Source organism: Aurantivibrio plasticivorans (assembly GCF_055392955.1).
The window spans coordinates 1,168,415-1,191,867 of sequence record NZ_AP036020.1 but is presented as its reverse complement, the minus strand read 5'-3'; the positions used below and the strand labels follow the sequence as shown (position 1 = coordinate 1,191,867).

Annotated in this window: 23 protein-coding genes; 11 read left to right on the top strand and 12 right to left on the bottom strand. The window is 47.1% G+C overall.

The genetic code is table 11. From position 1 onward, the window contains the following. Positions 1–288 precede the first annotated feature (288 nt). Positions 289–603 (top strand): Lar family restriction alleviation protein, encoded by a 315-nt coding sequence (locus ACZ5NB_RS05250; RefSeq protein ID WP_460237965.1) that lies wholly within the window; start codon positions 289–291, stop codon positions 601–603. A 66-nt stretch (positions 604–669) separates the two neighbouring features. Here ACZ5NB_RS05250 and ACZ5NB_RS05245 read toward each other — a convergent pair whose 3' ends face one another. The 5 genes from ACZ5NB_RS05245 to ACZ5NB_RS05225 all read right to left on the bottom strand — a co-directional run bounded on the left by ACZ5NB_RS05245 (position 670) and on the right by ACZ5NB_RS05225 (position 5,205). Next, entirely contained in the window at positions 670–1,515 is an 846-nt protein-coding gene (locus ACZ5NB_RS05245) for a hypothetical protein (protein ID WP_460237967.1), read from the bottom strand. 101 nt (positions 1,516–1,616) lie between these two features. Beyond that, on the bottom strand, positions 1,617–2,198 hold the full coding sequence (sodB, locus tag ACZ5NB_RS05240) for a superoxide dismutase [Fe] (protein ID WP_460231955.1): 582 nt from the start codon (positions 2,196–2,198) through the stop codon (positions 1,617–1,619). A gap of 225 nt (positions 2,199–2,423) precedes the next feature. Next, positions 2,424–4,061, bottom strand: a complete 1,638-nt coding sequence (gene groL, locus ACZ5NB_RS05235; RefSeq protein ID WP_460237969.1) for a chaperonin GroEL — start codon at positions 4,059–4,061, stop codon at positions 2,424–2,426. Between the two features lie 66 nt (positions 4,062–4,127). After that, positions 4,128–4,418, bottom strand: coding sequence for a co-chaperone GroES (locus tag ACZ5NB_RS05230; protein WP_460237971.1), 291 nt, complete (start codon positions 4,416–4,418; stop codon positions 4,128–4,130). 331 nt (positions 4,419–4,749) lie between these two features. Then, entirely contained in the window at positions 4,750–5,205 is a 456-nt protein-coding gene (locus ACZ5NB_RS05225) for an FxsA family protein (RefSeq protein WP_460237972.1), read from the bottom strand. Between the two features lie 84 nt (positions 5,206–5,289). On the opposite strand from ACZ5NB_RS05225, the gene ACZ5NB_RS05220 reads away from it, so the two are divergent. The 7 genes from ACZ5NB_RS05220 to ACZ5NB_RS05190 are packed head-to-tail and all read left to right on the top strand — an operon-like array spanning position 5,290 to position 12,066. Then, positions 5,290–5,610, top strand: a complete 321-nt coding sequence (locus ACZ5NB_RS05220) for an MGMT family protein (protein WP_460231951.1) — start codon at positions 5,290–5,292, stop codon at positions 5,608–5,610. 52 nt (positions 5,611–5,662) lie between these two features. After that, positions 5,663–6,922 carry an AmpG family muropeptide MFS transporter gene (locus tag ACZ5NB_RS05215; RefSeq protein WP_460231950.1) on the top strand — a complete coding sequence of 420 codons (1,260 nt, stop codon included), beginning with the start codon at positions 5,663–5,665 and terminating at the stop codon, positions 6,920–6,922. Positions 6,923–6,934: 12 nt separating this feature from the next. Continuing rightward, entirely contained in the window at positions 6,935–7,570 is a 636-nt protein-coding gene (locus ACZ5NB_RS05210) for an arylesterase (protein WP_464107855.1), read from the top strand. Positions 7,571–7,581: 11 nt separating this feature from the next. Next, positions 7,582–9,225 carry a mucoidy inhibitor MuiA family protein gene (locus tag ACZ5NB_RS05205; RefSeq protein WP_460237976.1) on the top strand — a complete coding sequence of 548 codons (1,644 nt, stop codon included), beginning with the start codon at positions 7,582–7,584 and terminating at the stop codon, positions 9,223–9,225. After that, complete coding sequence (locus ACZ5NB_RS05200; RefSeq protein WP_460237977.1) at positions 9,200–10,018, top strand: (Fe-S)-binding protein; 819 nt, start codon at positions 9,200–9,202, stop codon at positions 10,016–10,018. Before ACZ5NB_RS05205 ends, ACZ5NB_RS05200 begins: the two co-directional genes overlap by 26 nt. Then, positions 10,015–11,418 carry a LutB/LldF family L-lactate oxidation iron-sulfur protein gene (locus tag ACZ5NB_RS05195; protein WP_460237978.1) on the top strand — a complete coding sequence of 468 codons (1,404 nt, stop codon included), beginning with the start codon at positions 10,015–10,017 and terminating at the stop codon, positions 11,416–11,418. Before ACZ5NB_RS05200 ends, ACZ5NB_RS05195 begins: the two co-directional genes overlap by 4 nt. Before the next feature lie 18 nt (positions 11,419–11,436). Then, positions 11,437–12,066: a LutC/YkgG family protein gene (locus ACZ5NB_RS05190; protein WP_460237979.1), complete on the top strand. Its 630-nt coding sequence runs from the start codon at positions 11,437–11,439 to the stop codon at positions 12,064–12,066. A 21-nt stretch (positions 12,067–12,087) separates the two neighbouring features. Here the strand turns inward: ACZ5NB_RS05190 and ACZ5NB_RS05185 are convergent, their stop codons facing one another. The 3 genes from ACZ5NB_RS05185 to ACZ5NB_RS05175 all read right to left on the bottom strand — a co-directional run bounded on the left by ACZ5NB_RS05185 (position 12,088) and on the right by ACZ5NB_RS05175 (position 13,750). Continuing rightward, complete coding sequence (locus ACZ5NB_RS05185) at positions 12,088–12,579, bottom strand: DMT family transporter (protein WP_460237980.1); 492 nt, start codon at positions 12,577–12,579, stop codon at positions 12,088–12,090. Beyond that, entirely contained in the window at positions 12,554–12,757 is a 204-nt protein-coding gene (locus tag ACZ5NB_RS05180) for a 2-hydroxymuconate tautomerase family protein (protein WP_460237981.1), read from the bottom strand. The genes ACZ5NB_RS05185 and ACZ5NB_RS05180 overlap by 26 nt, the downstream gene beginning before the upstream one ends. A gap of 129 nt (positions 12,758–12,886) precedes the next feature. Continuing rightward, complete coding sequence (locus tag ACZ5NB_RS05175) at positions 12,887–13,750, bottom strand: phosphate/phosphite/phosphonate ABC transporter substrate-binding protein (RefSeq protein ID WP_460237982.1); 864 nt, start codon at positions 13,748–13,750, stop codon at positions 12,887–12,889. A gap of 330 nt (positions 13,751–14,080) precedes the next feature. Between ACZ5NB_RS05175 and ACZ5NB_RS05170 the strand changes: the two genes are divergently transcribed. After that, positions 14,081–15,478: a response regulator gene (locus ACZ5NB_RS05170; protein WP_460237983.1), complete on the top strand. Its 1,398-nt coding sequence runs from the start codon at positions 14,081–14,083 to the stop codon at positions 15,476–15,478. Between the two features lie 271 nt (positions 15,479–15,749). Further along, the gene (locus ACZ5NB_RS05165) at positions 15,750–18,509 is read left to right on the top strand and encodes a TonB-dependent receptor (protein ID WP_460237984.1); all 2,760 of its coding nucleotides are present in this window, start codon (positions 15,750–15,752) and stop codon (positions 18,507–18,509) included. Between the two features lie 90 nt (positions 18,510–18,599). Here the strand turns inward: ACZ5NB_RS05165 and ACZ5NB_RS05160 are convergent, their stop codons facing one another. The 3 genes from ACZ5NB_RS05160 to ACZ5NB_RS05150 all read right to left on the bottom strand — a co-directional run bounded on the left by ACZ5NB_RS05160 (position 18,600) and on the right by ACZ5NB_RS05150 (position 21,208). Further along, entirely contained in the window at positions 18,600–19,598 is a 999-nt protein-coding gene (locus tag ACZ5NB_RS05160; RefSeq protein ID WP_460237985.1) for a metal-dependent hydrolase, read from the bottom strand. A gap of 9 nt (positions 19,599–19,607) precedes the next feature. Continuing rightward, a complete protein-coding gene (locus ACZ5NB_RS05155) occupies positions 19,608–20,309 on the bottom strand; it encodes an alpha/beta fold hydrolase (RefSeq protein ID WP_460237986.1) in 702 nt (233 codons plus the stop codon). Between the two features lie 113 nt (positions 20,310–20,422). Further along, positions 20,423–21,208, bottom strand: coding sequence for a short-chain dehydrogenase/reductase (locus ACZ5NB_RS05150; protein WP_464107854.1), 786 nt, complete (start codon positions 21,206–21,208; stop codon positions 20,423–20,425). Between the two features lie 186 nt (positions 21,209–21,394). Between ACZ5NB_RS05150 and ACZ5NB_RS05145 the strand changes: the two genes are divergently transcribed. Then, on the top strand, positions 21,395–22,831 hold the full coding sequence (locus ACZ5NB_RS05145) for a sensor histidine kinase (RefSeq protein ID WP_460231936.1): 1,437 nt from the start codon (positions 21,395–21,397) through the stop codon (positions 22,829–22,831). On the opposite strand, the gene ACZ5NB_RS05140 is transcribed toward ACZ5NB_RS05145, so the two are convergent. Further along, a complete protein-coding gene (locus ACZ5NB_RS05140) occupies positions 22,806–23,336 on the bottom strand; it encodes an acyl-CoA thioesterase (protein WP_460231935.1) in 531 nt (176 codons plus the stop codon). The two genes, ACZ5NB_RS05145 and ACZ5NB_RS05140, sit on opposite strands and share 26 nt — an antisense overlap. Between the last annotated feature and the right edge of the window lie 117 nt (positions 23,337–23,453).

Sequence of the window (23,453 nt, the reverse complement as noted above, 5' to 3'; positions counted from 1 at the left end):
CTATCGTGTGCCTTGGACGACCGGAGCACTTTTGAAGAACACCGCTTACCACTATCAGCGATTATTCGATCGCAGTCCACCAGATGCCCACCATCTGAGACTGCCCCAGCTAGACTACCCCTTTAAAAACACGCCTAATCCATACCGCTCTACTCTCACAACGCACCCTACTTTCACCTTCAACAGCACTTTTTACTACACCTTCAACAACACCGTTTACACCGATTTTCCGCACACTATCGACCACATACAACGGCCTTACCAGAAACCATTAAGGAGGTTCTGCTTATGGGAACCAAAATAGCCGCTTGCCCTTTTTGCAACAGCCATCGTATTCACGTCGCACATTGCCTGCTGAGCTATTCAGTCAGCTGCGAGACCTGCAAGTGTCGCGGCCCTCACAAGAGAGAGCTTTCTAACGCAATTGAGGAGTGGAATCAGATATCCAACAAAGTACATCACGCTACAATCATGGAAGAACCCATATTGCAGAGCCATTTAGTCAACCTTGAGCACGCAGTTCGCAACCTGACCGGCGCGCTAAGGCATGAGGCGCTAAACCCTACGACTCATCAATCACCAGTAGCCGCTCACAACCACTGATATAAAAAAAGCCAATGTGGTTACCCACATTGGCTTTTTTCGGTATACACAGGAAAGAAGCTACTTCTAGGGAGCAGCCAGGCGCTGTTTTAACTGCTGAATATCGGCGTTCGCAGACCGTCGAAAAGCGTCTATCGCCGCGATGGCTTCTTCATTGGTGACAATTCGCTCCTGCAAACCACTAACAGTTTTACCCGCAGCTTCTAGTTCCTTAGCCACCTTTCGGAGGTCACTGAGCTGGGTTTGTGCCGCTGCAATATCGTCCGACAATTGAGTTAAAACCAGTTGCTGCTCATTGGTTAAGGCTTTCACAGCATTAAGCGATGTTTGCTGACTCGCCACGGATTTCGCGGTGCCACCGCTTTCTTTGACTACTTTCTGGAGCTGCTTATTGGCTTCGGCCAAACCATCACGATGTTTACGATAGTTGGCCCACAGCAAATCGTACTGCTCTTCGGCTTTGGTCACGCGCTCCAAAATCCGAGTCACCGACTGATCTGATTCCGAGTTTGTGAGATTTAGCCTCGCTTCGAGCTCTGCTATACGGTCATCAGAGGCACTTAAAGCTGCCTGCGTTTGCTGAAGCTGCCAAACTGCAAACCCCGCAATACCAACTGCGACGACGCCGATGATTAATCCTAAGACTCCGCTTGCTGATGATCTCGGCTTTAGCGGCTTCGCAACAGGGCTAGCAGCACCCGCACCAGGTCTGTTGGGTGTGGTGGGGCGAGACTTGGTGTTACCACCCCGTGATTGATGGCGAGCAATCTCATCGCGCTCAGGACGAATGGACGACGAAATAGTCGGTTCTTTACGGTCTTGCACCATGTAAAAATCCTCATTGGCACGCTTACTATGGGTGTCATTGTAACCAAACCCGGCATCCACACCAATCTCGCTATGGTGAATCACCCGATATCCCATACAGCAATCAACAAAAAAGGGGCACAAGCCCCTTTTTGATAACCTGCGACCTGAATATTACCTCAGACGCGCAGCGTGATGTTTCATCATTAAGCAAAGTTTTCGTTAACAAAGTCCCAGTTAACCAATGCCCAAAACGCTTCCATGTACTTAGGACGCGCATTGCGGTAATCGATGTAATAAGCGTGCTCCCACAAATCGACGGTCAAGATTGGGGTTACGCTATCGTCAGTCAAAGGCGTTGCTGCATTTGAGGTGTTAACGATGGCAACACTGCCGTCTGCTTTCTTCACCAACCAAGTCCAGCTTGAGCCGAAATTGTTGATCGCAGAGTTAGTGAACTCTTCTTTGAACTTGTCGAAAGAACCGAACGCTTTGTTGATCGCTTCTGCAACCGCACCAGTGGCTTCACCGCCGCCGTTAGGGCTTAAGCAATTCCAGTAAAAACTGTGGTTCCAGATTTGTGCAGCGTTGTTGAACACACCACCAGAAGACGCTTTAACGATTTCTTCGAGGCTTTTGCCTTCAAACTCTGAACCAGGAATCAGGCCATTTAGTTTATCAACATAGGTTTGATGATGCTTGCCGTAGTGGAATTCCAACGTCTCTTCGGAAATGTGAGGAGCCAATGCATCTTTTGCATAAGGGAGGGCAGGTAATTCAATAGCCATAATCGTAATTTCCTTACAGTTAAGGGGTTTTAAATTCTGGTCGTGAAACCTTACGTTTCAATAACGCTAAGTACTGTTGGACTATAGTAGCAATAAAATTTACTCGAGTAATATCACTCAGCAGAACTTTTTGATATCAGCTTATTCGCAAACAATACGCGTCACTTTTTGGTGCTCTATTACAAAAACGGCCCCAAGTAGGGGCCGTTTTAGCAAAGGCGATGATTACATCATGCCGCCCATGCCACCCATGCCGCTCATATCAGGCATAGCTGGGCCAGACTCAGTAGGCTTATCGGCTACCATTGCTTCGGTAGTGATCATCAAACCAGCGATAGAACCCGCTGCTTGCAGTGCAGTACGGCTAACTTTTGCTGGATCAAGGATACCCATTTCCAACATATCACCATATACACCAGTCGCCGCGTTGTAACCGAAGCTACCTTCGCCCTGACGAACTTTATCAGCAACAACAGATGCTTCTTCACCTGCGTTAGTAACGATTTGACGGAGAGGTGCTTCAAGCGCGCGACGAGCCAATGCGATACCCGCAGTTTGCTCTTCGTTGTCGCCTTCAAGACCTTCAACCGCTGCCGCAGCACGCATTAATGCAGTACCACCGCCAGGCACAACGCCTTCTTCAACTGCAGCGCGAGTTGCGTGTAACGCGTCTTCAACACGTGCTTTTTTCTCTTTCATTTCAACTTCAGTCGCTGCACCCACTTTAATCACAGCAACACCACCAGCTAATTTAGCAACGCGCTCTTGAAGTTTTTCTTTATCGTAATCTGAAGTCGCTTCTTCGATTTGAGTGCGGATTTGACCAACACGCGCTTCGATATCAGCGGCTTGACCAGCGCCATCAACGATCACAGTGTTCTCTTTGCTCATAGTCACGCGCTTGGCTTGACCTAAGTGCTCAAGGGTCGCTGACTCTAGATCCAAACCAACTTCTTCGCTGATTACGGTACCGCCAGTGAGGATTGCAATATCTTGCAACATTGCTTTACGGCGATCTCCGAAACCAGGCGCTTTACAAGCTGCAACTTTAACGATACCGCGCATGTTGTTAACAACCAGGGTTGCCAGCGCTTCACCTTCAACATCTTCAGCAACGATGACTAATGGCTTGCCCGCTTTAGCAACGGCTTCTAAGAGAGGAAGCAATTCGCGGATGTTAGAGATTTTTTTGTCAACCAAAAGAAGGAAAGGCGCTTCCATTTCAGCACTCATGCTGTCTTGGTTGTTGATGAAGTAAGGAGACAGGTAACCGCGGTCGAACTGCATACCTTCTACCACGTCGAGTTCATTCTCTAAACCAGATCCTTCTTCAACAGTAATAACACCTTCTTTACCCACTTTGTCCATTGCTTCAGCAATGATTTGGCCAACAGACTCATCACTGTTCGCAGAGATAGTACCTACTTGGGCAATAGCTTTTGAATCGGCACAAGGTTGTGCAATTGAGTGAATGTGCTCAACTGCAGCTTTGATCGCTTTATCAATACCGCGCTTAAGATCCATTGGGTTCATACCCGCAGCAACTGACTTCAAACCTTCGTTGACGATAGCTTGAGCCAATACAGTTGCAGTGGTGGTACCGTCACCGGCTTCATCAGACGCTTTAGAGGCAACTTCTTTTGCCATTTGCGCGCCCATGTTCTCGAACTTATCTTCTAGTTCGATTTCTTTCGCTACAGAAACACCATCTTTAGTAACGGTCGGCGCACCGAAAGATTTGTCTAAAACAACGTTACGGCCTTTAGGGCCTAGAGTAGTTTTAACGGCATCAGCAAGAATGTTGATACCGGCTAGCATACGCTGACGAGCGTCATCACCAAATTTTACGTCTTTAGCTGCCATGATAATTTTTCCTCAATAATGATCTTGTTAGGAATTCTGTTAGTGTTAAAGCGATGAGTGAGTGGCTTACTCTACGATCGCTTTAATGTCGCTTTCGCTTAAGATGATGAGCTCTTCGCCATCAACTTCGATAGTGTCGCTACCAGCATATTTGCCGAATACAACAACGTCGCCCACTTTAACGTCAACTGGACGCACTTCGCCGTTGTCTAGAACACGGCCACTACCGACGGCAACAACCTCACCTTCGTTTGGCTTTTCTTTCGCTGAGCCTGGCAACAAGATGCCCCCGGCACTTGTTTCTTGCTCTTCCTTGCGGCGAACCACAACACGGTCGTGTAAAGGACGGATTTTCATGGACTTGATCTCCAATAAATTACCAAGATTAGAATTATCTTCCTGGAATAATCCCAGGAATCAGGTTTTTCGAAGCCGGTCTATTGACCAGGTTTTCGACAATTAGCGGTGGGTAGTTTGTTCTACCCACCTCGCCGGAGGGAGGCGTTTCCACGACCCAACCAGGCTTATTCACTAAGTGCAGAGGATGATGGGGGTCAAAGAGCAGAATTCAATAGCTCAATTTAAAAAAGTTTTGTTATTTATACTTCTACCCTGCGAGCCGCTGATTTTCCTTTTCGAGGTAACCGACTTTTGACTCTGTACTAGCAGCGCAAATAGAGCGTTAGCGCTAATCTTCTCGGCGATACTCTCCGTCAATTGTATTAATGCCATCTTGGCGAGCATCTCGGTGCCGTGCTCGCCCGCTAAACCCTTGATATTGTTGCATTTGTATCACTTGAACTCGCTTAATCAGCTGCCCAAGCAATCGCTGGCGCAACCCCGGAATCAAACAGGCGAAGCCGAAGGCATCGGTAAAAAAACCTGGCGTTAGTAACAAGGCACCGCCAACAGCAAGAAACAACCCATCGACCATTTCTTGCGCAGGAATCTGACCGTCGTTCATCTTCCGATTAGCACGTGCCAAGGTGGAAAACCCCTGCTGGCGCAGCATAGCCAGCCCAATCATAGCGGTGAGGAGCACCAAGGCAATGGTCGGCAGCGCACCAATCACACCGCCAACCTTAATTAGCAGCCACATTTCGATAATGGGCACGAGAACAAAAAGAATAAATAAAAAGCGCATTGGAAGCCTGTGTTTGCTTAATGTATTGGTTATATGGGGCCAACAGGGTAAATTGCAACACGGCCCCACCAAAGGATGCTCGATATGCCCGCCGACCTACCGCCCAACCACAACCAGGAGCGTATTTTCCAGGTGATTTCTCAGATCCCTGAGGGACGTGTTGCCACCTATGGTCAGGTTGCGGAACTCGCCGGCATACCACGAGCGGCGAGACTGGTTGGCTCGACACTCAAAAAGCTACCTAAGGGCTCGAAACTTCCGTGGTTCAGAGTGATCAATGCTGCTGGAAAGATTTCCTTACCGATGAACGGAAACGGCAGAATTCAGAAATCGAGACTGGAATCAGAAGACGTTGTACTAATCAACAACACAGTGAATTTGAAACTCTTTGGCTGGCAGCCGTGACTGCTTTTGAGTAAGGTGTCTGGCTACAGTATCAATATAAGTATTTATCTCCATGGAATATCAATCGCTAATTAAAGCGATGCTCAACCGCCGGATGGTTTATTGCCTCTTCGGCGGCTTTGTATCAGGGCTCCCCTACTACATTCTTGTCCAACTTGTTCCCGCTTGGTTACGGACTGAAGGTGTCGGCTTAAAAGAAATCGGGCTTTTTACCCTCATTGGCTTGCCTTATACCTGGAAGTTTTTCTGGGCGCCCTTGATGGATCGATTTGAGTTACCTTTCCTAGGCCTTCGACGCGGCTGGATGCTGATTTCACAGATTGGCGTATTGATATTCGTCTGTCTTATACCTTTTGCCAACTTAGAATCGTCCTTATGGATGGTTGCGAGCCTGGCCGTGGCCGTCGCTTTTTTCAGTGCCAGCCAAGATATTGTGCTGGATGCCTATCGTCGAGAGGTGCTACCCGAAGAGGAGCTGGGTTTTGGCACATCGGTGTTTGTCAACACTTGGAGAACTGCCGGGTTTATTCCAGGCGCACTTTCTCTAATATTGGCAGATCATTTTGATTGGGGCACAGTTTTCTTCATCACCGCGCTTTTTATGTTCGTTGGGATCATCTTGACGCTTTTCATCAGCGAACCAGAACATAAACACAAACCACACAACATGAAAGAAGCCGTCATTGATGCCTATTCAGAATTCTTTACACGCGTCGGAATTAAACACGCGTGCCTAATGTTGCTATTTATCTTTCTGTACAAACTAGGTGACAACTTAGCCACCGCGTTATCCAGCCCATTTTATATCGACCTTGGCTTTAGCCTCACGGAAATTGGAGTAATAGCCAAAAATGCTGGCTTCTGGCCGATGTTGGCAGGCAGCCTAATAGGCGGCATAGCCATGATTAAAATTGGGATTAACAAAGCCTTGTGGATATTCGGCGTCGTACAGATCATTTCTATATTAGGGTTTGCTGCACTCGCACATGTCGGCAACAACATTTGGATGCTTGGTTTCGCCATCGCATTTGAATACTTGGGAGTTGGCCTCGGCGCAGCAGCCATGGTGGCGTTTATTGCTCGGTCGACCAATCCAAAGCATGCTGCAACGCAAATGGCGTTGCTAACGGCGTTCGCCGTCCTGCCCCGTAGCGCTGCCAACGCCAGCACCGGGTTTATCGTTGAAGCCTTGGGGTGGGAAACTTTTTTTTACGTTTGCACATTGGCCGCCATGCCAGGCATGCTTTTGTTACCCATTGTTGCGCCGTGGAACGCGCCAATAAATAAAGAGTACATTCCTCAAGACGCTTAACGAGATCAAACTATGGCTTTGAGTAATATAATATTCCTTAGACAGCTATGTCTTGGGTTGCTGATTGCTTTGACTACCCTCGCGGCCAGCGGAACAACTTATGCCAAAACCGTACTAGTGATCGGCGATAGCATCAGTGCGGGCTACGGCGTTGAACTCAAAGACGGCTGGGTCAATTTGTTAAGAGAACGTTTAAACCAGCAAGGTGAATACACCGTCATTAATGCCAGCATTTCTGGCAACACCACTTCGATGGGTTTAGCACGCACGCCCGGACTGCTTAGGAAACATCAACCTGATATTGTTATTATCGAACTTGGCGGCAACGATGGCTTACAAGGCCACCCACTGAAAGTACTTCACAAAAACCTCAGCAAAATAACTGAACTATCTCAAGCTGCTGGCGCCGATGTACTACTCGTTGGCATTCAGATACCACCCAACTACGGCAGTCGCTATACCGAAGAATTTTTCGGCACATTCCCCAAAGTAGCCGAAGAGCACCAAGTTCCGTTAGTCCCCTTCATTCTGGACGAGGTAGCCATTTATCCCGAGTTGATGCAGCGCGACGGGATACACCCCACGACTGAAGCGCAGCCACAACTTTTAGAAAATATTTGGCCATATTTTGAGCCATTAATAAAATAAAAGGACGTACTATGAAACACGCTTTGCTTCTAACAACAACGGCACTTGGATTCATGTCACTAAGCTGCCTCAGCATTGCAGAAGTTATCTCGGTTGAGCTACCCGTCACGGCAGTTAAAGTTCACCCGAGCTCCGCCGTTATCACGCGCGAAAAGTCGATTCGATTCCCAGCAGGTGAGCATCAATTGGAGATTAAAGGGCTACCTAAAGGAATTCAACCGAGCCAATTACGCTTATCAATTCAGAGTGATCGAATCACACTTGGAAGCATCGATATTGCTCAATCACACAAGGGGGATTTGATCAACGATAAAGAGCGAAGGTTGCTCAACGAACGGCGTGCACTAGAAGACAAGAAACAAGAGCTTAATGATGCCAAGGCAACGGCACAAGCAAAATTAGATCTAATCCAGTCGCTATCTAAAGGCGGCAATAATTCAACGATGAAACCCAGTATTAATGGTTCTGAATTCACGACACTACTATCGTCGGTTGAAAGCGGCAGCCGATCCGCCAGAGAGGCCATCCGAGATGCCAACATTGCCATTCGCAGCCTAAATCAAGATCTCGCCCAGAATCAATACGCACTCAACCAGGTAAAAACTGAACAAGTTGTTACTAGCACAGCGACTGCCAACCTCCGCATTAGTGAAGAAACCACCACTTCCACAGCGCTTGTTTATAGCCACAAAAACGCTTATTGGGAGTGGTTATACGAGGCTCGTTTAGATACCGACTCTAAAACCATATCACTCTTTCGTCAGGCAAATGTCGTTCAGAACACAGGTGAAGACTGGGAAGGTATCAACCTAATGCTGACAACTGCCAATTCACAAGTTGAGAATACAACACCCGAACTAAATTCACTCTACGTTGATTTCGACGGCGCAAACTACTCGTACGAGAGAGAAAAGAAAGGGGCGATTGCTGTCGCAAATGACACAATAGAAGAGGTTGTCGTTACAGGCTCATATATTAAAACTGACCCAGCAGAGGTTATCGCATCTCAATATTTAGTAGAGTTTAAAATTCCAGGAGCAACTACAATATATTCTGGAGGACGAGATAAAATCCTTCCTATTGATGAACAGAACTTTGGCATCGATTTAATTGCTAGAACCGTTCCTGATGAGGACCCCAGCGCTTTTCTTGAAGCACGTTTCACCTACGCAAGAGAACTACCCGTTCAACAAGCTGAAATGCAATTATACAGAGACAACGCGTTTATCGGTGAAACCGAGTTAGCCGCAATGCTCCCTGGGGATGATATACGTATTCCGTTTGGTGTTGACGAACGTATTCGCGTTGAAAAACGGACCGGACAAGAAAACTCTCGCGATGGTGGCGTGATTCGACGCAGCAACATCAGAGAGAACAAAACGCGTTACGAAATCACGAGTTTTCACGATAAAAATGTGCCAATTGAGGTTGTATCAAGAGTCCCCGTTTCAAAAAATAGTAAGATCGAGGTTGATATATTAGATGACGCCACTCCACCAACAGAAAACAGTCTTAACGGGAAATCTGGCATACTCATGTGGGCAAGAGATCTAAAACCACAACAGAAAGAAATCATTCAACACTACTTTTCTGTCACCTATCCCAAGGACGCCGAACTAGAGTTTTCTAATGGCGAATATTGGTATGACGACTAGCCAAATGAATAAACCTAGTGTCGGCTTATTCGTTACCTGCTTGGTCGATACATTTCGACCATCCGTAGGCTTTGCATCGATAAAGTTATTGGAAGACGCGGGTTGCCAGGTGACTATTCCAGAACAACAAACTTGCTGCGGGCAACCTGGGTACAACCCCGGTGATTACGAGTCGGCAGCGAAGGTTGCCAAGCACACCATCCCGTTGTTTTTGGATTTCGACTATTTGGTTGCGCCGTCGGGGTCATGTGCTGGGATGATAAAACATCACTATCCCAAGCTTTTAAAAGATGAACCTGAGTGGTACGACAAAGCTAAGAAACTGTCAGAAAAAACCTTTGAACTAACATCATTTTTACATGATGTACTCCAGGTTAAGCCCAAATCCACTGACACAGTATCTTCTGAGACATACACCTTTCACGATAGCTGCGCTGGTCTGCGTGAGCTGAACATCAAAGATCAGCCTCGTTCACTGCTCAAATCATTTAACAACATTGAGATCGAGGAGTTACAAAATACTGACGAGTGTTGCGGTTTCGGCGGCACTTTTTGCGCGAAAATGCCGCATATTTCAGACGCAATGGTTACTGACAAACTACTAGCAGCCGAAGCAACCGGAGCGACGACTTTACTAGGCGGCGACATGGGCTGCTTGCTCAACATCGCAGGCAAGGCAAGTCGTCAAAAAAGCAATTTAAAAGTGAGACATGTCGCTGAAGTGCTTGCCGATCAATTAAATGCACCTGCAATGGGTTGCGCAAACCCCGCAACGAAGGAACCGAGTCAATGAGCAAGGTTAATTTCGTTGCGCGCGCAGACATTGGTTTAAGCGACGCCCCACTTCAAAAAAACCTATCTATCTTTAGAAATTTTTCGCCCCTTGCACGAGCCAAGACGCTTGCCCGAATGGATAACGTTGAACAGTTGCGCGCCTGGACTAAAGAGCGTAAAAATTTCGCGCTCGACAATCTCGCTGATCTGTTAGAACAATTTGAAGCAGAAGTAACCAAACTTGGTGGCCAGGTTCACTGGGCTGAAACCACGGACGATCTCAACCAGATAGTGATTGATATCTGTAAACAACGGCAGGCCGAGAAAATCGTCAAAGGCAAGTCTATGGTGTCGGAGGAGGCGCAATTAACTCACGCGCTAATTGATGCCGGATTCGACACGTTAGAAACTGATCTTGGCGAGTACATCATTCAATTAGCCGAGGAACCACCCAGCCACATTATCGGCCCGGCCATTCACAAAACCTTTGAACAGGTTGTTGAGCTATTTGAGCAACACCACCCTTTGGGTGAGCGTGATTTACCCGACGCAAAAGCCGTGATGTTTGAAGCCCGACAACTGTTACGCGAAAAGTTTCTCGAAGCAGATATTGGCATCACCGGCGCGAATTATTTAATTGCAGAAAGCGGCACTGTAGGATTAGTGACGAATGAAGGCAACGGCGATTTGTGTAGCAGCCTTCCCAAAACACACATTGTCGTTACCTCTATCGACAAGATTGTGCCCGACTTCGACACTGCGATGGCAGTGCAACGGTTACTAGTACCGAGCGCCACAGCACAAGATATTACCTGCTACACGTCATTTTATACGGGTCCGAAACGGACTGACGATGCTGACGGCCCCGAAAACTTTCACGTCGTGCTGCTCGACAACAAACGTAGCGATATACTGCAATCTAAATATAAGGATATATTACGCTGCATTCGCTGCTCAGCATGCCTTAACCATTGCCCTATTTATACACGCACCGGCGGCCACGCATACGGTGATGTTTATCCCGGGCCGATGGGTTCTGTCTGGACACCTTTGTTAAACGGCTTAGAGAACAGCCACGATTTACCCAACGCCTGCACAACGTGCAACCGTTGTGCTGAAGTGTGTCCAATGGAAATTCCTCTGCCGGACATGCTGCGAGACTTACGCCGGGATGAACAACAAGCGGGGCTACAACCCAAGCGTTGGACACTTGGAATGAAAATCGCGATGTGGCTCTTTCGACAACCGACGCTTTTTCGTTGGACAACAAAATTGACAGCGCGCTTCTTAAAACATCGAGCCATGAACACTAACGCTGTTAAGCACCTACCTGTTAACAATGGTTGGATGGAAGTACGTGACTTTCCCGCCCCCGAAGGTGATACCTTTTTTGAGCGCCTCAAGAAACAGCGTAAATAAACAACGAGGTCAACAAGAATGACGTCGCAACAATCTCGATACAACATACTGGCTAAGCTGAGATCAGCCTTGCATCAGCATCAAGCCGAACAACTACATACCGAACCAGACTATCAAACGCCAAGGTTCAACCACCCTATAGAACAGTTTACCCGTGTACTGAAAGCACACCATACACAATGGGAAATAATTCCGGACTGGCGAGAACTTCCGTTACAGGTTGCAGGCCGACTTCAAACGACGACACAAAATACGTTGCATGCCACAAAAGACAAGAGACTTACTCAGCTCGACTGGCAAAGCCATCAAATCACGCTGGATCACACACCATTCAGTGACGACCACCAAACCGTCATTAGCATAGCGGACGTAGGCATCGCAGAAACGGGAACATTGGTGGTTACGTCTGATAAAAACACGGCAACGACTCATTCTTTTTTGGCCGAGCATCACATTATCGTGATAGAGAAAAACAGCTTGGTAGATAACAGCGAAACGGCATGGAAAAAGCTGAACACTATGTTTAAGCCACTGCCGCGCGCGGTTAATTTTATTTCCGGGCCATCAAGCTCGGCGGATGTTGGACTTAAACTAGAATACGGAGCGCATGGGCCAAGAACATTATGCGTTTATATTGTCGACCACTAGGCACTAACCCATAAAAATGCCTCAATAACGTCGACTCAGATAAATCCCTCCAATGATCATCGCAACACCAATGATTCGTGGCAAGCTAATTTCTCGGACCGCCACCCCCAACCAACCAAAATGGTCAATTATTACGGCTGCAAATATTTGCCCTGCGACAACAAAAATGATTGCATTCACAGCACCCATTTTCGGCACAAGTAACGTGATTGTTAACACGTAACTGGCGACAACAATACCGCCAATATAGGCCCAAGATGGCGCCGACGTAAACTGACCAATCGCAGGTACAGCAGTTTTTGTCAGTATGATTAAACTCAACAAATACGCCGTACCAACAAGAAACAGCACGAAACCGACCCAGAGAAGCTTGCCAACGTGCTGAAACAACACTGCGTTGGTAGACGCCTGAATCGCAATGCTAGCGCCACTCACCAACCCGAGTGATGCCAACAAAAGAAAATTGCCACTCCCCATAAACGAAGCCCTACCGCCCTTGCTTACGTCTTTCACTAACACTGATCCCACCGATACCCCAGTCATCCGTGTCGACTTCGTCGATAACGACGACAGTCGTCTCAGGGTTTTTGTTTAGCGTGTCACGCAATAAGTTTGTTACACCCTCGATCAATTGCCGCTTCTTTTCCGCAGTAACATTCTCGTTAGTAATTTTAATATTAACGTACGGCATATTCCCTCCTTGCGAAATGACAGAATATCAGTTGTCAGATCTGTAACCATTGAGAAATCAAAAGATGGGAAAGAGCCTACGCCTGAAAAAATGGACTGACAATCGGCGAAGTGTGATTATCACTATTCTTCAATCAAATAGAGATTGATTAGACTTATAAATCGAATCTATTTTTTCAAAATCCGAATGAATCACTTCAACAAAATCCATAGGGAATCCGCTCCCAAGAGTGAGCTTAAATTCCCGACCTTTGTTCAGCGATCGTAAGTAACCCGCTAAGGCTTCTCGCTTGTGCGCCAACTCTTTTTTAACAAGAATTATGGGTTGAGGGACAATTCGAGAACTCGCTAAGACTCGATAACTGATCTTGCGCTCCGCAAAAAAATTCTTGGCGCCAAGTTGATACGTTACACAAGCATCGACGTCATCTTCGAGCATTCGTTGAAGACAGATATCAAAACTAGGGAACGTTAATTGACGATAATCGCTGTCACTCAGCCCCGCATCAACGAGTAATAACTTCCCTAAAATCGTTGTCGGAGATGACGCAGAGCCAAAGCCGACACGCTTACCTCGAAGATCTCGGGCAGACGAGACTTCGCCAGATGCCGCAACAATATTAATAATTTGGTAACCGATAAACCGAGCTACTGGCAAATATCGAGTGTCATTCTTTACGTGCAAATAATCGAATGCACTTAGAATTACCACATCAAAATGATCTTGCGATACGGACTGCCTGAATCCGTCATAATCGTCGGCAAAAGAAAAGTTTGCACCTTGCACAAAAAAGCCTTCGAGCTGCTGCCTTAAAGGCTCAAAATTTGTCTCTAGCTGAGAGCGCTCCAGGTAAGGGGGAATTCCTAGCCGAATAGGCGCTGAATCATTGGCGATGACTGGAGACGAAGAGATTAAAACCAGTAGGCACGCTGATTTCAGCATCCCCACTAGCTCATTCTTTCCTCTCACAAAACGCCCGACTACCCTACTCATAACGCCCTCATCCCTATCAACTCCTTTTGATAGCTGATTCCAACTGAACCTGTTTAGTACAATATATATCACTCCAGAAACCACAATCAATATAATGTTATCAACACTCACTTTGGTGCGATTCCTTCCCGCCTAATCTCCCGGCACCGCGACTTTACGGTCACTCCGGGCACACCAGAATGTGAGCCGATTCATGTTAATCCAGTGGTGTTGAACTTATTGTTACCGCTAATCCCTCGCTGTGACCAGAACATTAAAGACCTGGCCCCTGCATCCGGGATAATCTCTCAGAAGTATCACTCTTATAACAATTCCAACACTGAGATACCCATGAACATCCGCTATGCGCTAATTGTCGATGACTCCAAAACCGCCCAACTACGCCTCAAGCGCATGCTCGAAGCCTATACACTTGAAATTGATACGGTTTCCTCTGCCGAAGAAGCGTTAGCATACCTTAGCTATAGAACCCCCGAAGTCATATTCCTGGATCAAAGCATGAAAGGAATGGACGGTATCGAGGCGCTAAAGACCATAAAAGCCAACCCGACCACCGCCACTATCCCGGTCATCATGTACACATCCGAAAAGGGTGAAGTCTTTACTGGGCAAGCTAGAGCCTTAGGGGCACTGGACATTCTGTATAAAAGTACGCTGAAGCCCGATAGCCTTGAAAAGGTTTTGCGCACCTTAAAGCTGGATAAGCGAGACAAACGACTCGACGCTAACCAGGCATCAACCTCAGACTCTGATAGCCCTACGCCATTAAACTCAACTACCGATCAAGCCGATACGTCTTCCCCCGCGACAATGGCAGACCTTGAGGAGATCCGTGGGCAAATCGCACGCTTGTTCGAAATCCACATTGCTGATGTTGGCAGGCAAATCGCGAAAAGCACGCAATTTATTACTAAACGGGTGTCAGCTCAAAAAGACCAAACAAACAAACAACCCACCGAAATTGTCATCGGTGACGTGCCACTCAATGTCATTAATGAAGAGGTCTCTCGAGAGCGGCAACGTGTCAGCCTAATCGCAAATACTCTGTTGTCCGCCTTACTCGTCGGTTTGGCTCTCTTAGGTGTGATACTAGTAAACCTTTACCACCGTTTAGATTCGATGAGTAATCAATATCAAACCACGTCAGATATTACAGAGTTAAATACTGCTCACATTAATCAGCTGTCACAGCAACTATTCGAGCAGCAATCCGCCCCGCTTCAAAGCCGTAGCCTTCTCCAAAATCAACAACTATTGGATACATTAAGCTGGGCGATGACCGCTAATTTACAGTTCGATTTGAACCAACCACCGCTTCATGAATCCTTGTTGACCACGTTTCAACATCTACTATACCAACTGCACTCTCTGGATTATCAGGGTTTGATAGAGCTCTCCATCAATTTTGGAAATGTTTGCTTAGCACCAAACGATTCAGGAGAGCTGACACTGGCCCCCTCCGATACGCCCATTTCTCAGTGTCAATTCCGTCAAGATCTGAACGAAGACTTTATTGCCAGCGACTTCCTGACAGTTCAGTACCTGCAATTAGAGCAACTCGCACAGCCGATACGCGAAGGCTCAATACTTATGTCGGTCGTAGCAAACGGCTTTAACCAGCCACGTGTTGACTACCCTCCCGCGGACAGCCTGATCACAGCAGGCGCGTGGAATAACGTTGCCCTCCAAAACAATTACGTTAGGCTTAATTTCTATTCATTAGACTAATCCCAGCAAAACCAACACGGCATATCACATCAATATTCGGTCCGTGACCTCACGCCCTGATAGGCGCTGTAGACTGATTCAGTCACGCAGCCTCAGTGGTGTGTACTCGTAAGTATTCCTCTCGTTAGGTTAACTAATGTCAGCTTAACCAAACTATGATTGACGGAAAATAATTACACTCATAGACTTTCCTCCGTTTCCTTGGGCGGCAACCCAACAATAATAAGGCCGCCCGACAAAACACCACAATAAATCCAACGGGGAATTTATAATGATAAAACCAAGTCGTTTATCGCGTTCCGTTCTTTATTTGGCGATGAGTGCAGGCCTAGCGCCACTCGCAGTCGCTCAAAACGGACCGATTATTGAAGAAATTATTGTTACCGCGCAGCGTAAGGCTGAATCCATTCAAGATGTACCAGTAGCGGTGAGCGCATTTAGTGCAAACGATCTAACGGAGCGCCGCCTTGATGATGGCCGGGACCTGCAAACTGCAGTCCCTAACCTTACCTACACCGGAACTGGTGCAGGCGGCGGCGAAGGCTTCCAAATTCGCGGTGTGGGCAATTCAGTTGGCGGCACGACAGGTGATGTGGGTGTGGGAATCCACCACAATAACGCGCCACAGGTACAAAGTCGTATCGCGACGGCCGAGTCCTATGATATGGAGCGAATCGAAATTCTACGCGGCCCTCAAGGTACTCTTTACGGACGAAACTCTACTGGTGGTGTAATCAATTACATTACGGCTAAACCCGTGTTTGAAGAATTTGACGTATCGCTGACTGGCGAGGTTGGCAGCTACAACACTCAAAAAGTGAAAGGCATGGTGAATATCCCCATGGGTGATACGGCAGCGCTTCGCATCGCAGGCACATCGTTAGAGCGCGACGGCTTCACCGATAACATCACCACCGGCAACGATGTAGACAACCGAGATATTTGGTCAGCCCGCGCCACTTTAGCGATTGAACCCACCGAATGGTTAAGCGCTTGGTTTCTTTACGAAAGGTTTGGTGAAGATGACTCGCGTGGTAGTGGTCGCACACTTTGTATTAAAGATGAGGGCCCAACTCAGATTGGCAGCACTCCAGTCAATGCAGAAACACAGAACTTCCTCAGCCAGGGCTGCGCCGCGGGATCCATCTATAGTGATGAAGCGTTTGGCAATCCACACAGCGTCGGAACCTTTGGTGGTCGATTCGCAAACTACCTGAACTACTTGGGGTCACCCGCGTTAGCCGCAATCGTTCCGATTGGTGATTTATACGCAGCACAAACCCTCCCTAACGACCTCCGAACCACATCGGCTTATCGCGACCCGTCGTATGATGTGGAACAAGAAATTATAGAGTTTGAAATCAATGCCGATATCACTGACAGCCTAACGTTGAGTTTCTTAGGTCACTCCTCTGAAGACATTAGCTATACCCAAGCGGGCAGCTACGAAGGAACTATTAATTTTGGGAACTCGTTCGTTACTCCCGGGGGTGTGTATACCGATTTCCAACAAGGTGCTGCAACGGGAATGCGTACGTTAAGCATTAACGATTACCAAACGGAACAAACGTCTTTAGAACTCAGGCTTCAATCTGCACTTGACGGGCCAATTAATTTCAATCTGGGGTTCTTGGATTTCCAGGTCGATAGAGAAACGCATACATGGGTTTCAACAAATACAACCACAATTTTCGTTACTGCTACCCAATGCCCTGGTGGCGTTGTCTCCGCTGCTTGTGCTCTCTATTACGATCAAAACGCAACACCCGATTACTCTGGCCACCAATATTTTGATACCTACACGCCCTACGAGCTAGATTCTCAAGCACTGTTTGGCGAGCTGTACTGGGATATTACTGATACAGTTAAATTCACTGCAGGTCTTCGTTACACGGATGACGACAAGCGGCGAATAGCTTACACCCCAGCGCTTCTTAACCCTCAAGGTGCTGACCTGGACAATGATGGGATTGGGGATGATGGCGCTCCGGGATATGCACCTGAAAATACTAGAAACGACCAAGTCGATTTCCAGGCGACAACAGGGCGATTTGTTTTAGATTGGATGCCTGAAACTAGCTTCACCGATAGCACCTTGGTCTACGGTTCATTTTCCCGTGGATACAAGTCAGGTGGCTTCAACTCTCCAGACGTAGGGCAAACCACTAACGGCCAATATGATCCAGAATATGTGGATGCTTACGAGTTCGGTACAAAAAACACCTTCGCCGGTGGTCGCGCAATCCTCAACGCGTCGTTGTTCTATTACGACTATCAAGACTACCAAATCTCAAAACTGGAAGGCTTCTCATCTCGCAATGAAAATATTGACGCCGAAGTTTATGGTCTGGAGTTAGAAGGTAGCTTTGAGTTCTTCGATAGCTTCGAAATTGGCGGTACGTTAGGTTGGCTGGAAACCAAGATCAAAAGCGGTGAGTCCATCGACCCCATTGACCGTACAAATGGAGATAGCACATTTACAGTCTTACAGGGCTACCAAATTGGCTGTATTGCACCAACCGCCCAAGTAGAAGCCGCTGTTGCCGCTGTAAACCTTGGCGTACCGCCAACTATCTTCTTTAACAGCTGTGACCTTGCAGGCTCGCTTGCGACGGGTATCGCTCCTTTCTTCGGCCCAATTGATATCACACCCGGTATTGCTAAAGACCTGACGGGCAATCAACTTCCAAATGCTCCTTCTTTGTCTGCGGGGTTAAACCTTCGCTATCGCTGGGAAATGGCGGGCTGGAACTCGAGTGCCATTCTAGATTACAGCTGGAAAGATGATGCATATACCTCGGTATTTAATTCAGAAAGCTATGAACTCGAATCGTGGGACAACGCGAACTTTAGTTTGAACTTTGCTAACTATGATGTTGGCCTAACTGTCCAAGCATACGTCAAAAATATTTTCGACGACGATACGATTGTTAACTACGCTGTTGGTTCAGATGGCGTTGGTTTAACACGAGGCATTTCACTCCTCGATCCACGCACTTACGGCCTAGCCGTGACATACAACTTTGACTAATTGCTATTGAGACGGTCTTGCTTCCGTTTCCGTTATGCTTGGCCGCACTTTGTGCGGCCTTTTTTTACCTTTATGAATCTGAATACACGCTTATTCAAAAATCATCGATAGAAGCTTCCTCAAAGCCGTATCTGAATCACCGCGCGATGTAAAATATTCCACGTGCTCGTCTTGGTGCGCATTGGGTTTTATCCGGATACCCCATAGGGGGTCAATATCTTGCGGTAACATCGAATACCTTACGTCAACAATTTGATGTGGATCTTCGGGTGCTAACGCTGTAAAGCCTGCGGAGAACCAATCGAAACGCGCGATATCTTTCTGCTGCTGCGAATCAGCACCAAGCCAGGCAAAGTCTTCCGCTTTTAGCTTTTCAATAGAATCACCAGGCCAAATAGAGGGTGAAGAAAAACCCGGTTTAACGGCATCAATATAAAATCGGTCGCCATGCTCATACACAGTTTTCCAGACAACAAGGTTTCCGAAACTGGGTTTAGCCTCAACCCTTGCTGGCTCGTGCCCTCGCTGCAGAGCTATGCCTTCACCAATGGTGACCGCACGATGATGTTGAACCGCGCCGAGGCCGAGGTAAAAACCACACCAAACTAACGAGGTGATCAGCGCGAACCGCTTGGCAGTTTTGATGGAAATTAACACACCTGCGAGTAACGGCAACGTAAACAGCGGATCCACAACGGAAATAATATCCCACGAATAACGTGTGTTACTAAGAGGCCAAAAAAGTTGCGTCCCATAGGAGGTGCAACCGTCCAGCAACGCGTGAGTCGAGTAACCCAGTGCAGACCAAATTAATACCGCGCGGAACTGCAAGCCCCAACGACGCCCCAGCGACCAGTAAAAAACACTCGCACAGATTAATGCCGCAAATGGGATAAACAATAAGGAATGGGTGAAGTGTCGATGAAACTGCAACGCCAACAGAGGGTCGGTGCTTGAACGTATGAGTACGTCTAAGTCAGCGGCCATACCACTGGCGGCGCCCAATAGCGCCGCTATAGATAATTTTGCGTTTGGGCCTTTTAATTGCGCAAAAGCTGCTCCAAGAGCACCTTGGGTCACTGGATCCATATCACATCTCTAGAAAACAAATTTAAAAGGCAGGACATCGTCGCTTAGCCAGTTTTGCCACAGCGTAGTCCAAGTAGGCCAGTCATGTCCGCCTCGGATAGCTTGAGTGTGGTCATCTGGGATAAGTGATGCAAGAATCGCATTGTCATCAGCAAATGAATCTTGCAAACCATACGCGAGATAGATTTTTTCCAACAACTGGCCATTAGTATTGGAAGTATCAAATAGCCAGGGCCATAGATTACCCGCGTCGCTCACCGCGCCGCCCTGTTGCTGCGAACGTAAAAAATCCACATAGTGCTCATTTTCCCCCATATACGGCGCCAGTACTATCACGCTGTCAACCATTTCGGGGTGCTCACGGAGAAAGAGTAATGCTCCGAACCCACCGAGGGAAATCCCACCTAGATGAATCTTTTTATACCCCTTCTGCTTTGCGGGCAGAATAATGTCCTCGTGTAAGCGCTTTAGAAACGTTTTGTTTTGGTAATATTTGAAATGCGCATTCACCGATATAACGTCTATCTCACGTCCGCTTTGATGAAGCATGTCAATAAATCCACGCTTGCGGTACGCACTTGCGTAATCACCTATACCGGGCAGTAAAATCAGCAGATCGTCACTCTGCGTATTTGGCGATGACGGTTCAAACTCATAGGGAATGGGGTCAACCGGGGACTGTAAATAATAACAGCCACTGAGCGAACTCATTCCGATGCATATACCTATTAACCAATAAAGACTTCTTCGGAACTTAAATCGTATATTTTTAATTATCATTACATTACCTTGCCAATGCATAGACCGGTGAGTGTGTTGCCTTCTTAAGACGCTTGCGGCCGCGCAGAGCTTCCACCGTCAATAGTCACGATAGTACCCGTAGTGTAACTCGACCTTTCCGACAGCAGAAATGCCGTCATGTCCGCGATAACGCTTGGCTCTGCCGGAGGTCGCTTAGCGTCGATAAGCTCCTCCCAACGCTCCGGCTGTTGCCACTTTTTATTGGCGGCGCGCTTCAGTTGCGTTTCTAAACGCGCGGTACGAATCAATCCAGGGTTAATACCCACCACCCGCACACCGTAACGAAGACTGTCAGCACCTAGAGCCCGCGTCATAGCCATCAGTGCCGCATTACCGCCCGCACCTGCAATATAATGTTGCGTGGGGCGTTCGCCGCCTGCACCAATGATGTTGATGATTACGCCTGCTTTGTCTTCGTTCCGCTGACGCATGTGCCGGAGCATTGCCTGCATGCAATTGATATAGCCAAATACTTTTAAGTCCCATGCTTCTCGCAATGTCTGCTCATCAATTTCATCAATAGAGCCTCTTGGAATAGCGCCAGCGTTATTCACCAGAAAGTCGATATCGTTATTTTTTTCCACTAGCGCGCGGGCATTATCACCAACGCTCAAATCTATGGCGAAAACATCAACACAAACAGCAAACTTTTTCCTCAGCTCTATCGCCAGAGCATCTAACGCTCCCCGATCACGCGCAGCTAATCTCAGGTGACAACCTTCTGCCGCTAGCTGGATGGCTATGGCTCGGCCAATACCTTGCGAGGCGCCTGTAATCAACGCGGTTTTATCCGCCAACCGTAAATCCATACTCTACCCTTACAAAATGATTGACGTATACTCGATTCACACGAAATACGCTGATTTATTTCTGCCAACTGAATTGTGGCCTACAATGAACTATGATTATGAACGTCTAGTATACGTTCTGTCTGCCACTACACGACTGTGGTAAGCTTACTACTCTCGTCACATAGAATAAATTCATCGAGCAACATGTATTCCATCCTACCCGCCTTTGTCGCCATTCTATTTTTGTTTTTCGGCCTTTATGTACTCCATGAGAAAGGGCTGACAAAGATAAGCTCGGCATTTCTAATCCTATGCTTGACGACTTTTTTCTGGCAAGCGGCGTGGGCGGTACTATTCCAGGTCGAGAATGCGCAAGTGGCGATTCCAGTCATCAAGGTGGGGTGGTTCCTGATTCTCTTTTTGCCCACCAGTCTTTACCATTTCCTTGTTCAAATAACACGGCAAGACGGTGACCAGCGATGGGTCAGCGTTTCTTACGTTATATCTGGGATTCTTGCGGTATTGCTGATTAGCACCCATTGGGTCATCGATGGGTATTATGAATTCTTTTGGGGCTTTTACCCCAAAGCAGGGCCACTACACTCTGTTCACGTATTACAAACGACTGTTGTAGTTTTAAGAGGTTTGTATATTACATACAAGAAGCAACAGGTAGTACAAGCGGGCGAAAAGACAAAGCTGCAATTTTGCATTATTAGTATTTTAATTTATTTCTTTGCTGCTCTGGATTACCTCTGTAATTACGGCTACGAGTTTTATCCACCAGGGGTCCTCTTTACCACTGTTTCACTCGGCCTTATTGCCATTGCCACGGCAAAATTCCATGTCCTCGATGATTCAAAAGCGTTAGCCGCAAGCATCGCCCACGAAATGCGAACGCCGCTCGCTACACTAGGCCTTCAAATCGAAATACTATCACGCCATATTCCGGACTTAGTACGGGGGTACAACCGGGCCGTTGATGAGAAATTAATTGAACCGACTATACCAGTCAATGTTCAACAAGAGATTTTGAAAATATCTGGTTCAATGGCTTCGCAGGTAGTACACACTAATTACTCGATTGATTCTCTAATGACGATGACATCGGATTATCAACTCGATAAAAAAGACTTTTCTCCAATCTTAATTCGAGATTGTATTACAAATGCTATTTCACGGATGCCTAACCAGCCCCAACTGGCTAAATTGATTGATCTCCAACTGTCCGACAACTTTACCATCCATGGTTCAATGGACTTTTTGGGCTTTGTATTCATCAACCTAATCAAAAATGGTATCGACGCGACGAAGGCCGAGTCATCCCCCAAAATTACAATACGAACATATAGCCGAGGCAAAGCGCATTTTGTCGAATGCGAGGATAATGGCAGCGGAATCGATGAAAATATACTCCCCCATATCTTCGATACTTTTTTCACCACCAAGGTCCGCGGTAGAAATAGCGGCATCGGCCTAAGCTTTTGCCGCAACGTCATGCGTGCGTCTGGTGGAGATATCAAGTGTCATTCAATCAAGGGGGAGTTCACCCGCTTTACGCTAATATTTCGAGCCACCCCCCCAAGTAAGCCGGCCTCCAAGTCGCAGTCATCGACTACACCTGATTCAAGTCTTCTATAATTTCGTATTCTCGCACTTTGCTCAGCACCTCAAGTGGTAGCTTACTAATTTTCTTCTCGTGATTAGCGAATACAATTTGTTGATAGCCGTGCGAAATCAATTCGTCACCCTCGTAAAAACGGAACGATAGATAAAACGAACAACGTTGCACATTGAAAGCATTGAGTTCACAGCGAATCGTCTGAAAAGGAAACGACTCTCTCACATAGTCATTGTGCGCTTGCTTAGTGATGAACACCCCGAGATCTTGCAACATGCCAGGGTCAATACACTCAAAGAACCAGCGTTCACGCACAGCACCTTGCCAATCAAAGTAATTCGAAAAGTAAACGTTCTGTGTCGCATTGGAATGTTTCAATGTTGTGTCAAATTGATACTCGAAGGTTTTAATTGGCGCTGGTTCAGCCGTAGGTTGTTTGGTTTGCTCAACGGCTGGGTCCATTAAAGTGAGTTTAGAATTTTCGAGCTTATTATTATCTTGAAGCGTGTTCATTTGGGTTTGCATAGTAAGATCCTCTATCGATTAAAAAAGCGATTGACGCAACGATTAATGCGCAAAGCTAAATTAGAGGAATAATGTGCCGCGTGTAAATGCCGTTTAGGTGCCTTTTGAGCTATCGTC

Excerpts from the sequence above, each read along its gene's own strand:
- ACZ5NB_RS05250 (WP_460237965.1), top strand. The coding sequence starts at position 289 with ATGGGAACCAAAATAGCCGCTTGCCCTTTTTGCAACAGCCATCGTATT.
- sodB (WP_460231955.1), bottom strand. The coding sequence starts at position 2,198 with ATGGCTATTGAATTACCTGCCCTCCCTTATGCAAAAGATGCATTGGCT.
- groL (WP_460237969.1), bottom strand. The coding sequence starts at position 4,061 with ATGGCAGCTAAAGACGTAAAATTTGGTGATGACGCTCGTCAGCGTATG.
- ACZ5NB_RS05230 (WP_460237971.1), bottom strand. The coding sequence starts at position 4,418 with ATGAAAATCCGTCCTTTACACGACCGTGTTGTGGTTCGCCGCAAGGAA.
- ACZ5NB_RS05225 (WP_460237972.1), bottom strand. The coding sequence starts at position 5,205 with ATGCGCTTTTTATTTATTCTTTTTGTTCTCGTGCCCATTATCGAAATG.
- ACZ5NB_RS05220 (WP_460231951.1), top strand. The coding sequence starts at position 5,290 with ATGCCCGCCGACCTACCGCCCAACCACAACCAGGAGCGTATTTTCCAG.
- ACZ5NB_RS05215 (WP_460231950.1), top strand. The coding sequence starts at position 5,663 with ATGGAATATCAATCGCTAATTAAAGCGATGCTCAACCGCCGGATGGTT.
- ACZ5NB_RS05210 (WP_464107855.1), top strand. The coding sequence starts at position 6,935 with ATGGCTTTGAGTAATATAATATTCCTTAGACAGCTATGTCTTGGGTTG.
- ACZ5NB_RS05205 (WP_460237976.1), top strand. The coding sequence starts at position 7,582 with ATGAAACACGCTTTGCTTCTAACAACAACGGCACTTGGATTCATGTCA.
- ACZ5NB_RS05200 (WP_460237977.1), top strand. The coding sequence starts at position 9,200 with ATGGCGAATATTGGTATGACGACTAGCCAAATGAATAAACCTAGTGTC.
- ACZ5NB_RS05195 (WP_460237978.1), top strand. The coding sequence starts at position 10,015 with ATGAGCAAGGTTAATTTCGTTGCGCGCGCAGACATTGGTTTAAGCGAC.
- ACZ5NB_RS05190 (WP_460237979.1), top strand. The coding sequence starts at position 11,437 with ATGACGTCGCAACAATCTCGATACAACATACTGGCTAAGCTGAGATCA.
- ACZ5NB_RS05180 (WP_460237981.1), bottom strand. The coding sequence starts at position 12,757 with ATGCCGTACGTTAATATTAAAATTACTAACGAGAATGTTACTGCGGAA.
- ACZ5NB_RS05175 (WP_460237982.1), bottom strand. The coding sequence starts at position 13,750 with ATGAGTAGGGTAGTCGGGCGTTTTGTGAGAGGAAAGAATGAGCTAGTG.
- ACZ5NB_RS05170 (WP_460237983.1), top strand. The coding sequence starts at position 14,081 with ATGAACATCCGCTATGCGCTAATTGTCGATGACTCCAAAACCGCCCAA.
- ACZ5NB_RS05165 (WP_460237984.1), top strand. The coding sequence starts at position 15,750 with ATGATAAAACCAAGTCGTTTATCGCGTTCCGTTCTTTATTTGGCGATG.
- ACZ5NB_RS05160 (WP_460237985.1), bottom strand. The coding sequence starts at position 19,598 with ATGGATCCAGTGACCCAAGGTGCTCTTGGAGCAGCTTTTGCGCAATTA.
- ACZ5NB_RS05155 (WP_460237986.1), bottom strand. The coding sequence starts at position 20,309 with ATGAGTTCGCTCAGTGGCTGTTATTATTTACAGTCCCCGGTTGACCCC.
- ACZ5NB_RS05150 (WP_464107854.1), bottom strand. The coding sequence starts at position 21,208 with ATGGATTTACGGTTGGCGGATAAAACCGCGTTGATTACAGGCGCCTCG.
- ACZ5NB_RS05145 (WP_460231936.1), top strand. The coding sequence starts at position 21,395 with ATGTATTCCATCCTACCCGCCTTTGTCGCCATTCTATTTTTGTTTTTC.
- ACZ5NB_RS05140 (WP_460231935.1), bottom strand. The coding sequence starts at position 23,336 with ATGCAAACCCAAATGAACACGCTTCAAGATAATAATAAGCTCGAAAAT.